The 12,705-nt window shown below is 71.4% G+C and carries 12 protein-coding genes; 6 read left to right on the forward strand and 6 right to left on the reverse strand.

The annotated features are described in order from the left end of the window. Positions 1-5 precede the first annotated feature (5 nt). On the forward strand, positions 6-650 hold the full coding sequence (locus tag EI169_RS06060) for a hypothetical protein (RefSeq protein WP_125131531.1): 645 nt from the start codon (positions 6-8) through the stop codon (positions 648-650). 71 nt (positions 651-721) lie between these two features. Here the strand turns inward: EI169_RS06060 and EI169_RS06065 are convergent, their stop codons facing one another. The 5 genes from EI169_RS06065 to EI169_RS06085 form a co-directional block, all read right to left on the reverse strand. Beyond that, positions 722-1,996 carry an ABC transporter permease gene (locus tag EI169_RS06065; RefSeq protein WP_125131532.1) on the reverse strand — a complete coding sequence of 425 codons (1,275 nt, stop codon included), beginning with the start codon at positions 1,994-1,996 and terminating at the stop codon, positions 722-724. Then, on the reverse strand, positions 1,993-2,784 hold the full coding sequence (locus tag EI169_RS06070; RefSeq protein ID WP_125131533.1) for an ATP-binding cassette domain-containing protein: 792 nt from the start codon (positions 2,782-2,784) through the stop codon (positions 1,993-1,995). The genes EI169_RS06065 and EI169_RS06070 overlap by 4 nt, the downstream gene beginning before the upstream one ends. Positions 2,785-2,855: 71 nt before the next feature. Continuing rightward, positions 2,856-3,932, reverse strand: a complete 1,077-nt coding sequence (locus EI169_RS06075; protein WP_125131534.1) for a substrate-binding domain-containing protein — start codon at positions 3,930-3,932, stop codon at positions 2,856-2,858. 145 nt (positions 3,933-4,077) lie between these two features. Further along, the gene (locus tag EI169_RS06080; RefSeq protein WP_125131535.1) at positions 4,078-4,941 is read right to left on the reverse strand and encodes an NYN domain-containing protein; all 864 of its coding nucleotides are present in this window, start codon (positions 4,939-4,941) and stop codon (positions 4,078-4,080) included. 17 nt (positions 4,942-4,958) lie between these two features. Next, complete coding sequence (locus EI169_RS06085; protein ID WP_125131536.1) at positions 4,959-5,942, reverse strand: Gfo/Idh/MocA family oxidoreductase; 984 nt, start codon at positions 5,940-5,942, stop codon at positions 4,959-4,961. A 79-nt stretch (positions 5,943-6,021) separates the two neighbouring features. Between EI169_RS06085 and EI169_RS06090 the strand changes: the two genes are divergently transcribed. After that, positions 6,022-7,362, forward strand: coding sequence for a M20/M25/M40 family metallo-hydrolase (locus EI169_RS06090; protein WP_125131537.1), 1,341 nt, complete (start codon positions 6,022-6,024; stop codon positions 7,360-7,362). Here the strand turns inward: EI169_RS06090 and EI169_RS06095 are convergent. After that, a complete protein-coding gene (locus EI169_RS06095; RefSeq protein ID WP_125131538.1) occupies positions 7,349-7,903 on the reverse strand; it encodes a hypothetical protein in 555 nt (184 codons plus the stop codon). The genes EI169_RS06090 and EI169_RS06095 overlap by 14 nt on opposite strands. 135 nt (positions 7,904-8,038) lie before the next feature. Between EI169_RS06095 and EI169_RS06100 the strand changes: the two genes are divergently transcribed. From EI169_RS06100 to mmsA, 4 genes are all read left to right on the forward strand, one after another. Further along, complete coding sequence (locus EI169_RS06100; RefSeq protein WP_125131539.1) at positions 8,039-9,058, forward strand: LacI family DNA-binding transcriptional regulator; 1,020 nt, start codon at positions 8,039-8,041, stop codon at positions 9,056-9,058. A 119-nt stretch (positions 9,059-9,177) separates the two neighbouring features. Continuing rightward, positions 9,178-9,912 carry an L-ribulose-5-phosphate 4-epimerase gene (locus EI169_RS06105; RefSeq protein WP_125131540.1) on the forward strand — a complete coding sequence of 245 codons (735 nt, stop codon included), beginning with the start codon at positions 9,178-9,180 and terminating at the stop codon, positions 9,910-9,912. Positions 9,913-9,955: 43 nt separating this feature from the next. After that, positions 9,956-11,080 carry a multiple monosaccharide ABC transporter substrate-binding protein gene (chvE, locus tag EI169_RS06110; RefSeq protein WP_125131541.1) on the forward strand — a complete coding sequence of 375 codons (1,125 nt, stop codon included), beginning with the start codon at positions 9,956-9,958 and terminating at the stop codon, positions 11,078-11,080. Positions 11,081-11,171: 91 nt separating this feature from the next. Next, a complete protein-coding gene (mmsA, locus tag EI169_RS06115) occupies positions 11,172-12,698 on the forward strand; it encodes a multiple monosaccharide ABC transporter ATP-binding protein (protein ID WP_125131542.1) in 1,527 nt (508 codons plus the stop codon). The last annotated feature ends 7 nt before the right edge of the window (positions 12,699-12,705 follow it).

Consider the following 12,705-nt stretch of genomic DNA (forward strand, 5'->3'; position numbering starts at 1 on the left):
CGCCCATGACGCGCGCGCAGGGCCCCGACGGCGAGATCGAGTACCGCGTGGTCGGCGCGCCGGGCGCGGCGAGGGCGGTGCTCGTGCTGCGCACCGGCGCGCTCGCCACCACCGATCCCGCGCCGGCGATCACGGCCCGGTGGCCGGTGCGGCTGCTGCTCGTCGACCTCGACGGGAACGACCTCGACGATCCTCCCGCGTACGGCGGCGAGACCCCCGCGGGGGCGACCGCGACGCAGGTGGAGCGGATCCTCGACCGCGAGACCCCCGGCGCCGTCGTCGGGCTCGTGGCCGAGCGCGCCGCCGTGGCGTTCGCGGTGTCGCTCGCGGCAGGCCTCGGCGATCGCGTCGACCGTCTCGCCCTGGTCTCGCCGCCCGCCCCCGAGACCCCGCTCGCGCGCGACGTCCTCGAGCAGCGCATCGGCGCCGTCCGAGCGCGGACGGTCGTCTTCGACGGCGGGCCGGATGACGGCGCGCCGGGCGAGGGCGGCCCGGGCGACGGCGATGCGCCCGACGGCTGGGGTGCGTGGTACGCCGCGCGATTCCTCGACGGCCGGATGCAGCGGCGCGATGCCCGGTCGTCCCTCGGCGGCGCGCTGACGCTCACGGCGGTGTGGCCGGACGTGCTGTCGCACGTCGCATCCGACTGAGCGGCCGCGCACGACACGAGCCCGGGGGCGGACCGGTCGGCCCGCCCCCGGGCTCGTGTCGGAGGCCGCGGTCAGGTGCGCGTGAACGACCCGCCCGACCGGAGCCGCGACAGCGCGTCGACGGTGGCGGCGAGGATCAGGACGCCGCCGGTGACGAGCAGGTTGATGCCCGCGGGCAGGTTGAGCAGTCCGAGCCCGTTCGTGATCACCGCGATCACGAGCGCGCCGATCGCCGCGTGCAGCAGCCGCCCGCGGCCGCCGAACAGGCTCACGCCGCCGACCACCGCCGCTGCGACGCCGCTGAGCACGATGTCCCGGCCGACCGTCGCATCGACGGAGCCGACACGGGAGACCGAGAGCAGGCCCGACACCACCGCGAGCGTCGAGCAGATGACGAACGCCCACCACTTCACCCAGCGCACCTTCACACCCGACCGGCGGGCGGCCTCGGCGTTGCCGCCGATCGCGTAGATGTAGCGGCCGAAGCGGGTGCGGTCGAGCACGAACGTGCCGATCCACAGGATCGCCAGCACGACGGGCACGATGATCGGCACGCCCTGCACCGCGTTGACGGACTGGCCGCGGTCGAGGTTGAGGATGTAGACGAGCACGCCGCCGATGACGGCGATCACCGCGAGCTTGATCCACACGAGGGAGATCGCCCGGTTGGGAACCCCCGCCCGGCGGCGCCGCGCGCGGTCCCACATCGAGGTGCCGGCCGAGACGACGAGCATGACCACGAGCATGACCCAGCCGCCCCACACCGGCAGGTTGCCGTTCTGCAGGGCGAGGAGCTCGGGCACCTCGAGGCGGTAGAGCCCGCCGTCGCCGATGATGAGCAGCGCGAGGCCCTGATATCCGAGGAAGAGGCCGAGGGTCACGACGAACGAGGGGATCCCGACGCGCGCCACGAAGAATCCGATGAGGGCCCCGGTGCCTATGCCGACGGCGAAGCCGATGAGCAGCGCCCAGGGCCAACTCACGCCGAACTGCGCGTTGAGCACGACGAACAGCGCCATCGCGACGCCGCCGGTCACACCCGCCGACAGGTCGATCTCGCCGAGGAGCAGGACGAAGACGAGCGCCATCCCGAGCATCACGAGCGTCGCCGCCTGGTTGAGCAGATTCGCGAAGTTGCGCTCGGTGAGGAAGAACGGGCTCAGCGAGGCGAACAGGAGGCTCAGCACCACGAGGCCGCCGATCGCGGGCAGGGCGCCCATGTCGCCGCCTCGCACGCGCTGCCACCACGCGGCGACCTGGTCGCGCAGACCGCCCTCCACGCCGCTGCCGATGAGGTCGCCCGACACCGGGTCGGGAGACGCCTGGGTGCGCGCCGCGTCGCTCATGCCTGGTCCTCCGAAGTGATGATCGTGTCGGTCGTGAGCAGCGGCGCCCCGGTCTGCGTGCGCGTGCCCGTGATGTAGCCGACGACGTCGTCGCGCGTCGTCTCGGCGGCCTTCAGCTGCGCGACCATCTGGCCGAGGTAGAGCACCGCGATGTCATCGGCCACGGCGAAGACGTCCGCGAGGTTGTGGCTGATGAGGATCACCGCGACGCCCTGCTCGGCCAGGCGCGTCACGAGGTTCAGCACCTGCTCGGTCTGGGCGACGCCGAGCGCCGCGGTCGGCTCGTCGAGGATCACGACGCGCGCCTTCTTCAGCACCGCGCGGGCGATCGCGACGGTCTGCCGCTGGCCGCCCGACAGCGACGAGACGCGCTGGCGCACCGACTTGACGGTGCGCACCGAGAGCGAGCGGAGCGTGTCGGAGGCTTCGCGCTCCATGCGGCCCTCGTCGAGGGTGCCGCCGGAGAGCTCCTCGCGGCCGAGGAACATGTTCTGGACGATGTCCAGGTTGTCGGCGAGCGCGAGGTCCTGGTACACCACCTCGATGCCGAGGGCGGCGGCCTCGCGCGGCGTCGTGAGCGCGTGCGGCTCGCCGTCGACGAGGACCTCGCCGTCGTCGTAGGGCTGCACGCCCGCGAGGCCCTTGATGAGGGTCGACTTGCCGGCGCCGTTGTCGCCGACGAGCGCGGTCACCGTGCCCGGACGCACGGTGAGGTCGACGCCCTTGAGGACGTTGACGGGGCCGAAGGACTTCTTCACGCCCCGCAGTTCGATGATCGGATCTGGCATTCCCGCCTCCTTGCTGACGGACAGGACGAGGGCGCCGCGTCACACGGACGCGGCGCCCCCGTCGGGCAGGGTCACTTGACGCCGTACTCCTGGCACTTGGCTGCGACATCGGCCGTGCAGATGTCCGACGCGGAGGCGTCGCCGGCGGCGACCACGTCCTTGACCTGGTCCGGCCCGACGAGCTTGGGCGTCACCGCGATGTACGGCGTGCCGTCGTCGAGCTTCTGGTCGGCCGAGGGCGTCTCGCCGCTGAGGAGCTTCGTCGCCACGTCGACCGCCGCATCCGCCTCCTCCTTGACCGGCTTGTAGACGGTGGCCGTCTGCCAGCCGAGCAGGATGTTCTGCAGACCCGCGACGTTCGCGTCCTGACCCGACACGGCAACGCCGGTCAGGTTGTTGTTCTGCAGCACCTTGATGACGCCCGCGGCGTTGGTGTCGTTGGCCACCCACACGCCGTCGACCTTGCCGCCGAGCGACGTGAGGGCCTGCTCGAAGTTCGTCTGCGACTTGGCCTGGTCCCAGACCCCGGGAGGCTCGGCGGCCGGCTTGATGCCCGCGGCCTCCATGACCTCGACGGCGCCCTCCTTGAACATCGCGGCGTTGCCGTCGGTCGGGTCACCGCCCATGTACACCACGACCGCGGTGGCCGGGTCCTTGCCCGCCGCCTTCAGGCCGTCGAGCACGGTCTGGCCCTCGAGACGGCCGACCTCGACGTTGTCGAACGACACGTAGTAGTCGGCGCCCTCGAACGGGCGGTCGTACGCGACGACGGGGATGCCCTCGCCCTTCGCCTTCGCGGCCACGGCCTCCGCCGCGCCCTGGTAGTCGACGAGCATCATCACGCCGCAGCCCTTCGTCAGCTGCTGGTCGGCGATCGTGGAGTACTTGTTCGTGTCGCCCTGCGCGTTCTGGATGTCGACCTCGAACCCGGCGCCCTCCAGACCCTCCTGGAGGTACTTGCGGTCGAAGTTCTCCCAGCGCGGCGAGGACGCCGCATCCGGGAGGATGACGCACGCGCGCTTGCCGGCGGCGTCCCCTCCGTCGCCGCCGCCCGACGCGGAGCCGCCGCTGGAACCGGCGCACCCTGCGAGAAGCACCGCAGCGGCGCCTGAGAGCGCTACCACGGCGGCCAATGAGCTTCGCTTCATTTCTCACCCTTCGTTGGTGTGAGGATCACCCTCATGGGCCGAGGTCGTCTGCGACCTCGGCCCATGAATCATGCCCCCGCATGGAGGCCATCCGCACGCGCCGAATATCACGTTTCGGTAAAGGCTGCCGATGCAGCCCCTGTGCTCAGGCCTTGGCGGGCACGAGCCGTACGCGCACGATGTGCTCGGACTCGTCGATCTCGGCGACCTCGGGGTGCGCCTTGAGGAAGTCCGAGAAGCTGCGCGCGCCGTACGCCTTCTCGCTGAACGCGGGATCGAGGCGCTTGATGAGTCCCTTCACGGCCGACGCGTGCTGCCACTCGTCCTCGTCGCGGTCGGTGCCCAGCCGCAGTGCCCGCTCGAGCAGCTCGGCGGCGGGGTCGGAGGTGCGCTTGCGCGAACGCGGGCGCGTCGGCGCGTTCTCCTTCTTGGCCGTGACGGGCAGCGCGATGCCGGGGAGCGCGTCGTAGTTGTCGAACTGATCGCACGCCGCGGCGAGCGACTTGGCCGTCGAGCCGGCCACGCCGACGCCCACGACGTAGCGGCCGAGGCGCTTGCACCGCTGGGCGAGCGGGACGTAGTCGCTGTCGCCGGCCACGATCACGACGTGCGTCAGATCGGGCAGGCGGAACATGTCCTCGACGGCGTCGACGGCCAGACGGATGTCCGCGCCGTTCTTGGCGTAGGCGGCCGCGGGGAACAGCTGCACGAGGTCTACTGCCCGTGCCACCAGCTGGGAGCGGTACTCGGCGTTCACCGGGGCCGACCAGTCCGCATACGCGCGCGTGAGGACGAGCGTGCCGAAGGAGGCGGCGTAGTCGATGATCGCGCCGACGTCGATCGTGGCGGCGGCCAGGCGTTCGGCGATCTCGGTCTCGGCGGCGTTCTCGGCGATGCGGGCGCGGTCGCGCGCGTAGGCGTTGCGCCCGTGGACGCGGTCGTACCACGACATCACGATGTTGTCGAAGTCGAGGTAGACGGCGACGCGGGCGCTCTGGGAGTCGGGCATGCGGTCAGTCTCTCGTGTCAGTGTTCGTGGGGGTAGCGGACGCCGATCTGCGCGCGGATGTCGTCGAGCACACGCATGATCGCGACCGATTCGTCGATCGGCAGGATCTCGCTCGAGGTGCGGCCGGCGCGCACGAGCGCCTCGGCGTGCAGCGCCTGGTACTGCATGCCGCGCCCGGCGACGTCGGACACGAAGTCCTCGCGCACGGCGCCGTCGGGGCCGATGACGCGGAACGACGTGGGGGTGTACCAGACGCGGTCGATCTCGATCCGCGCGTCGGTGCCGATGATCGCGGCGGTGTTCGGACCGGCCGCGCGCGAGGACGACAGGGTGGTCGACACCGCGCCGCCGGGGTGGGTGAAGACGGTGGCGATCTCGGTGTCGGCGCCCGTGTCGGCCAGACGCGCCCGCGCCGTGGTCGTCTCGGGCAGGCCGAGCACCGCGATCGCGAACGACACCGGGTACACGCCGAGGTCCAGCAGCGCGCCGCCGCCGAGTGCGAGGTCGTTGAGCCGGTGGCCCGGGTCGGACGTGATGCGCTGGGTGTGATCGGCCGTGACGGCGCGGATCTCCCCGAGTGCCCCCTCGGCGAGGAGCTCGCGGATGCGGACCATGTGCGGCAGGAAGCGCGTCCACATCGCCTCGAGGGCGAGCAGTCCGCGCTCGGCGGCGCGCTCGCGCACGCGCTCGGCCTCGGCGCCGGTGAGGGTGAAGGGCTTCTCGACGAGCACATGCTTGCCCGCGTCGAGCGCCGCCAGCGCGTTCTCGGCGTGCGCGGGATGCGGCGTGGCGATGTAGACGATGTCGACCTCGGGGTCGGTCACGAGCTCGTCGTACGAGCCGTGCGCCCGCGGGATGCCGAACTCCCGCGCGAACGCGGTCGCCGATTCGAGGCTGCGGGAGCCGACGGCGGCCGCGGTCAGGCCGGCGACGGCGAGATCGGCGGTGAAGGCGCGGGCGATGCCGCCCGTGGCGAGGATCCCCCAGCGAAGCGCACTCATCCTCACGAGCGTACCGGCCGCGCCCGCACCGCCGGGCGGGCGCACCGCCCCGGCCGGTCGCGGCCTCTAGGCTCGTCGCGTGGACGACCTCGAGCGCTTCCGCGCCCTGCTGCGAATTCCGACGGTGTCGCACGCCGACGCGGCGCAGACGGATGCGGCGGCGTTCGCCGAGTTCCGCGACACGCTCGCGCGCCTGTACCCGCGCACGCACGAGGCGCTCGAGCGCGTGCCGCTGGGCGAGGGTGCGGGGGAGCCGGCGACGCTGCTGCTCCGGTGGCCCGGCCGCGTCGCCGAGGAGCCGCTCGTGCTCATGGCCCACCAGGACGTCGTGCCGGTCGTCGCGGACGAGTGGGCGCATCCTCCGTTCGCGGCGACGATCGTGGCCGGCCCCGACGGCGACGAGATCCATGCCCGCGGTGCGCTCGACGACAAGGCCGCGCTCGCCGCGATCCTCGAGGCCGTCGAAGGCCTCCTCGCGGCGGGCGTCGTCCCCTCCCGCGACGTGTGGCTGCTGTTCGGGCACGACGAGGAGACGCACGGATCCGGCGCCCGCGCCGCCGTCGCGGAGCTCCGCCGCCGCGGCGTCTCGCCGGGCCTCGTGCTCGACGAAGGCGGTGCCGTGGTCGACGGCGTGCTCCCCGGGCTGCGCGCCCCGGCGGCGATGATCGGCGTCGCCGAGCGCGGCATCGCGACCGTCGTCCTCACGGCCCGCGAGGCGGGCGGCCACGCGTCGACGCCGCCGCGCATGCCGGCCACCGCCCGGCTCGCGCGCGCAGTCGACCGGCTCCGCCGACGCCCCTTCCCGGTGCGGCTGGCCGCCCCCGTGCGGGCGATGCTCGCCACGGCCGCCCGGCACGTGCCGCCGCCGCTTCGAACGGTCTTCGCCGCGGCCGGCCCGCTCGCACCGGTCGTGACGCGCGTGCTCGCGGCGCTCGGGCCCGAGACGAACGCGCTCGTGCGCACGACCGCGGTGGTGACCCGGCTCGAGGGCTCGCCCGCGCGCAACGTCCTCGCCACGTCGGCCCGCGCGTGGGTCAACGTGCGACTCCTGCCGGGCGACAGTCTCGCCGGCGTGCTCGCGCACGTGCGGCGGGCCGTCGCCGATCCGCTCGTCGAGGTGGAGCTCGAATCGGGCGACGAGCCGTCGCCGGTGTCGCCCTGGCGAGGGGCGCCGTGGCGGAGGCTCGCGCGCACCGTGGCCGAGACGCTCGGCGACGACGTCGTGGCGCTGCCGTACGTGCAGCTGGGCGCGAGCGACAGCCGCGCGTTCGCCGGCGTGGCCGAGCATGTCTACCGCTTCACGCCGTTCCGGATGACCCGGTCGGAGCGCGACGCGCTGCACGCCCCGGACGAGCGCATCCGGGTCGCCGCGTGGCGGGAGGGGATCGGCTTCTACCGCGCGTTGATTACCGCTGCGTGAGGTCTGCGCCGGGCACGGGCCGCGGCGGCTCGTCGCTCACGCCCAGCAGGAAGGCCGCGATGTCGGCGGCGGGGGCGACGATCGCCGGGCCGGAGCCGAACGACCACAGCGCGTCGCTCGCGCGCACGGTGTGACCGGCGATCGCAGCGCGCCGGTCGGCCGGCGCGTGCGCCGAAGCCCAGAACGCGACGACCCCCGCTACGGCGGGATCCAGCTCCGGGTCGGCGTCGCGTTCGCGCGCCAGCGTCAGGAGCGCTCGCACGGTGCGCGCGAGGGCGCGCGTGCGGCGACGCCCGCCGCCGCGCACGGTCGCGGCGGCCGTGGCGAGGGCGGAGGCGGCGTCGTCGCCGGTGAGCGGCACGTCGTCGAGCCCCGCGTCGTCGAGGAAGCTGCGCGCCCGCGTCGCCCCGCCCTGCGCGGGCAGGAGCGCGATGGCGCGCTCGACGCAGTCGGCGACGGCCGCGCGGCGATCGGACGTGAGGCCGGACTCGTCCGCGCCGCTGCGCTGACTGAGCGGCAGGAAGCGTGCGAAATCGGCCACGCGGTCAGTGTAGGCGCGCACCGTCCGGATGTGACAGAGATGTGACAGAATCCGAGAGCCGCGCCCCGATCATGTGACAGTCACACGGAGCCGGTCGCCGCGCCGCGAGACGAGCGGGCCGGCAGGGGAGAGGCCATGAGCGAGGACGCGGGAGCGCGACGCCCCAGCATCCGCGATGTCGCGCGCCTGGCCGATGTGTCGCACCAGACCGTCTCGCGCGTGCTCAACGACCACCCGAGCATCCGCCCGGAGACCCGTGCGCGCGTGCTCGAGGTCATGGCGCAGCTGCAGTACCGCCCCAACCGCGCCGCGCGCACGCTCGTGACCGCGCGGTCGCAGACCATCGGCATCCTCGCCGCCTCCAGCACGCAGTACGGCCCTGCTTCGAGCATCGCCGCGATCGAGGCGGCGGCGCGGGCGCGCGGGTACTGGGTGAGCACGGCGAACATCGAGGCGCGCGACCCCGACTCGCTCGCGCAGGGCCTCGCCCACCTCATGGCCCAGGCGATCGAGGGCCTCGTCGTGATCGCGCCGCAGGTGCGCGTCATCCGGGCGATCGCCGCGCAGCAGCTGGACGTGCCCTACGTCACCCTGCAGTCCGCCGAACTCGATCCGGGGCACACGCTCTCCGTCGACCAGATCGCCGGTGCGCGGCTGGCCACGCGGCACCTCATCGAGCTGGGCCACCGCCAGATCTACCACCTCGCCGGGCCGCAGGACTGGGTCGAGGCGGAGGCGCGCATGCGCGGCTTCCTCGAGGAGATGGCCGCGAGCGACATCCCCACCACCGCGCCGATCCTCGGGGACTGGACGGCGGACTTCGGCTACTACGCCGGCCGGGAGCTGCTGCGGGTGCGCGATTTCACCGCGATCTTCTCGTCGAACGACCAGATGGCCCTCGGTCTCCTCCACGCCATCCGCGAGGAGGGCCTGGACGTGCCCGGCGACATCTCGATCGTCGGATTCGACGACATCCCCGAGGCCGCGCACTTCTCGCCGCCGCTCACGACCGTGCGCCAGGACTTCTCCGAGCTCGGACGCCGCTGCGTCGACCTGCTGCTCGGACCGGCGGATGCCTCGGCGCCCCCGGTGACGGGGTCGATCACCCCGGAGCTGGTCGTGCGGCTCTCGACCGGCCCCGTCGCGGCCCGCTGACGGGCCGTTACCAAGCCGCAACCAACGCGAGTTGACAGCGGCGTCCCGGCCGCCGCTATAGTTGCCCGATGTGAACGGTCACATGGCCGGTCCGCGAACCTGACGAAGGAGTCCATCGCATGAGCACCAGCGCGGAGGCGGAGCGTCCCGACGCATACGTGGCGGGCGTGAAGACCGAGGTCGCCGTCGCCCGCACGCGCTCCGAGGTCGCCGCCCTGCACGCCGAGCTCGTCCGCTACGGCCTCGTCGTGTGGACCGGGGGCAACGTCTCCCAGCGCGTCCCCGGCGCCGACCTCTTCGTCATCAAGCCGTCCGGCGTCTCGTACGACGACCTCGCGCCGGAGAACATGATCCTGTGCGACCTCGACGGCGTCGTCATCCCGGGGACCCCCGGCAGCGACCGCTCGCCGTCGAGCGACACCGCCGCGCACGCGTACGTCTACCGCAACATGCCCGAGGTCGGCGGCGTCGTGCACACGCACTCGACGTTCGCGACCGCGTGGGCCGCGCGCGGCGAGGAGATCCCGTGCGTCATCACCGCGATGGCCGACGAGTTCGGCGGCCCGATCCCGGTCGGCCCGTTCGCGATCATCGGCGACGACTCGATCGGGCGCGGGATCGTCGAGACCCTCCGCGGCCACCGCTCGCGCGCCGTGCTGATGCAGAACCACGGCCCCTTCACGATCGGCTCGAGCGCGCGGGACGCGGTGAAGGCCGCCGTGATGCTCGAGGACGTCGCCCGCACCGTGCACCACGCGCGCCAGGCGGGCGACCTCATCCCCCTCCCGCAGGACGCGATCGACCGGCTCTTCGACCGGTACCAGAACGTCTACGGCCAGCAGACCCACAACTGAATAACGCACACCAAGACGAAGACGTCCCACGAAAGGAAACACAGTGAAAGCCAAGAAGGTCCTGTTCGCGGCTGTCGCCGCGGGTGCCCTCATGCTCAGCGCGTGCAGCGGCGGCGGCGGAACCGGCAGCGGCGGCGACGGCGGGGGAGACGGCGGCCTCATCGGCGTCGCGATGCCCACCAAGAGCTCCGAGCGCTGGATCCAGGACGGCGACGCCGTCAAGAAGACCCTGGAGGACCAGGGCTTCACCGTCGACCTCCAGTACGCCGAGGACGACATCCCCACGCAGGTGTCCCAGATCGAGAACATGATCACCAAGGGCGCCAAGGCCCTGATCATCGCCTCGATCGACGGCACCACGCTGTCGGAGGTGCTGCAGAACGCCGCCGACGCCGACATCCCGGTGATCGCGTACGACCGCCTCATCCGCGACTCGGAGAACGTCAACTACTACGCGTCGTTCGACAACTTCCTCGTCGGCCAGCAGCAGGCGTGGACGGTCCTCAACGGCCTGGGGCTCACGGAGCTGGACGGCACCGAGATCTCCGGTGCTCCGGCCGGTCCGTTCAACATCGAGCTGTTCGCCGGTTCGCCCGACGACAACAACGCCACCTTCTTCTGGAACGGCGCGATGGACGTCCTCGAGCCCTACATGGACAAGGGCGTGCTCAAGGTCAAGTCCGGCCAGACCGACTTCCAGCAGGCGGCGACGCTGCGCTGGGACGGCGAGACCGCGCAGAGCCGCATGGAGGACATCCTGACGGCGAACTACTCGGACGGCTCGAAGGTCAACGCGGTGCTGTCGCCCTACGACGGCATCTCGCGCGGCATCATCTCGGCCCTCACCGACGCCGGCTACACCGTCGGCCCGGAGTGGCCGATCATCTCCGGTCAGGACGCCGAGGTCGACTCGGTCAAGGCGATCCTCTCGGGCGAGCAGTACGCGACGATCTTCAAGGACACGCGTGAGCTGGCGAAGGTCGCCGCCGACATGGCCGTGGCCGTGCTCAACGGCGACGAGCCCGACACCAACAACACCACCGACTACGACAACGGTGTGAAGGTCGTGCCTTCGTACCTGCTGGCGCCGGTCCCGGTCGTGAAGGACAACGTCCAGGAGACGCTGGTGGACACCGGCTACTGGACCAAGGAGGAGCTCGGCCTCTGAGGTCGCACTCTCCACGCGGCGGTGGACGGGGGCTCCGGCTCCCGTCCACCGTCGCGGCCCGCCCCACCCATCCCACGAGGAAGCGGAGAACGTGTCACACAACATCCTTGAGATGCGCGACATCACCAAGACGTTCCCGGGCGTGAAAGCCCTCTCCAACGTCAACCTCGCCGTGCGCAGCGGTGAGATCCACGCCATCTGCGGCGAGAACGGCGCCGGCAAGTCGACGCTCATGAAGGTGCTGTCGGGGGTCTACCCGCACGGCAGCTACGACGGGCAGATCGTCTACGCCGGCGAAGAGGTGCAGTTCCGCAACCTCCGCGACAGCGAGGCCAAGGGCATCGTGATCATCCACCAGGAGCTGGCGCTGAGCCCGTACCTGTCGATCGCGGAGAACATCTTCCTCAACAACGAGCGCTCCAGCGCCGGCCTCATCGACTGGAACAAGACGAACTTCGAGGCGAAGAAGCTTCTGGACCGCGTGGGCCTGCGCGACAACCCCACCACCAAGATCAACCAGATCGGCGTCGGCAAGCAGCAGCTCGTCGAAATCGCCAAGGCGCTGTCGAAGGACGTCAAGCTCCTCATCCTCGACGAGCCGACCGCGGCGCTGAACGACGAGGACTCCGCTCACCTGCTCGAGCTCATCCTGCAGCTGAAGGCCGAGGGCGTGACGTCGATCATCATCAGCCACAAGCTGAACGAGATCAAGCGCGTCGCCGACACCGTCACCGTCATCCGCGACGGCAAGACGATCGAGACGATCGCGAAGGACGACGTCACCGAGGACCGCATCATCAAGGACATGGTGGGTCGCGACCTCGAGCACCGGTACCCCGACCATGAGCCGCACATCGGCGAGGAGCTGCTGCGCGTCGAGGACTGGACCGCGCACCACCCGCAGGACCCGTCGCGCGTCATCGTCGACCACGTCTCGATCAACGTCCGCGCCGGCGAGATCGTCGGCATCGCGGGCCTCATGGGCGCCGGGCGCACCGAATTCGCGATGAGCCTGTTCGGGCACAGCTACGGCAGCCGCATCTCGGGCAAGGTCTTCATGCGCGGCAAGGAGATCAAGACGCGCACGGTGGCCGAGGCCATCGAGAACGGCCTCGCCTACGCCACCGAGGACCGCAAGACCTACGGCCTGAACCTCATCGAGGACATCAAGCGGAACATCTCGATGGCGTCGCTGCGCAAGCTCGAGAAGGCCGGCCTCGTCAACGACAACGAGGAGTACAAGGTCGCCAACGACTACCGCCGCGACCTGAACATCAAGGCGCCCAACGTGCTGGTCAAGACCGGGAAGCTCTCCGGCGGCAACCAGCAGAAGGTCGTCCTGTCGAAGTGGATCTACTCCGATCCCGATGTGCTCATCCTCGACGAGCCCACCCGCGGCATCGACGTCGGCGCGAAGTACGAGATCTACACGATCATCAACAAGCTCGCCGCATCCGGGAAGGGGATCATCGTGATCTCCTCCGAGCTGCCCGAGCTCCTCGGCATCTCCGACCGCGTGTACGCCCTCTCGGAGGGACGCATCACCGGCGAGCTGCCCATCGAAGAAGCCACCCCCGAGTCCGTCCTCAAGCTCATGACCATGGAGAACCCCCGCTGAGCGGGGG

Source organism: Microbacterium sp. 10M-3C3 (assembly GCF_003931875.1).
In the GTDB taxonomy this organism is placed as follows: domain Bacteria; phylum Actinomycetota; class Actinomycetes; order Actinomycetales; family Microbacteriaceae; genus Microbacterium.

Excerpts from the sequence above, each read along its gene's own strand:
- EI169_RS06060 (WP_125131531.1), top strand. The coding sequence starts at position 6 with ATGACGCGCGCGCAGGGCCCCGACGGCGAGATCGAGTACCGCGTGGTC.
- EI169_RS06065 (WP_125131532.1), bottom strand. The coding sequence starts at position 1,996 with ATGAGCGACGCGGCGCGCACCCAGGCGTCTCCCGACCCGGTGTCGGGC.
- EI169_RS06070 (WP_125131533.1), bottom strand. The coding sequence starts at position 2,784 with ATGCCAGATCCGATCATCGAACTGCGGGGCGTGAAGAAGTCCTTCGGC.
- EI169_RS06075 (WP_125131534.1), bottom strand. The coding sequence starts at position 3,932 with ATGAAGCGAAGCTCATTGGCCGCCGTGGTAGCGCTCTCAGGCGCCGCT.
- EI169_RS06080 (WP_125131535.1), bottom strand. The coding sequence starts at position 4,941 with ATGCCCGACTCCCAGAGCGCCCGCGTCGCCGTCTACCTCGACTTCGAC.
- EI169_RS06085 (WP_125131536.1), bottom strand. The coding sequence starts at position 5,942 with ATGAGTGCGCTTCGCTGGGGGATCCTCGCCACGGGCGGCATCGCCCGC.
- EI169_RS06100 (WP_125131539.1), top strand. The coding sequence starts at position 8,039 with ATGAGCGAGGACGCGGGAGCGCGACGCCCCAGCATCCGCGATGTCGCG.
- EI169_RS06105 (WP_125131540.1), top strand. The coding sequence starts at position 9,178 with ATGAGCACCAGCGCGGAGGCGGAGCGTCCCGACGCATACGTGGCGGGC.